The following is a 255-nucleotide window of genomic DNA, read 5'->3' as shown; positions in this document are numbered from 1 at the left end:
GGTCGTGCATGTACAGGTTGCGGTTGTGCCCGTACTCGGACACCTGCGTGCGGTAGGCGGCATTCTCCTTCTGTGTGTCCAGCTGTCGGGTGACGACCTTGGCGAACCCGAAGAAGTCGCGCTCGCGCCTGTCGCGGTAGCCGCCCTCGTAGGCGAACTCGTTGCGCATGCGCGTCGCCCCGTTCTCGGCATATCCGCCCGAAGTCTCCACGGCCGACATCACCCAGCGGCGGCCGGGCATGGCGAAACTGGGCA

1 protein-coding gene is annotated in these 255 nt (G+C 66.3%); it reads right to left on the bottom strand.

All coding sequences use genetic code 11. The features are described 5' to 3' along the window. Positions 1-255, bottom strand: a 255-nt coding sequence (locus HMPREF2955_RS14675; RefSeq protein ID WP_139145582.1) for a toxin TcdB middle/N-terminal domain-containing protein, incomplete at both ends; no start/stop codon positions are given.

The sequence above is a fragment of the Prevotella sp. HMSC073D09 genome, from assembly GCF_001814145.1.
Classification (GTDB): domain Bacteria; phylum Bacteroidota; class Bacteroidia; order Bacteroidales; family Bacteroidaceae; genus Prevotella; species Prevotella conceptionensis.
Note: the sequence above shows the minus strand (reverse complement) of the source record. Positions and strands in the feature narration are given on the sequence as shown.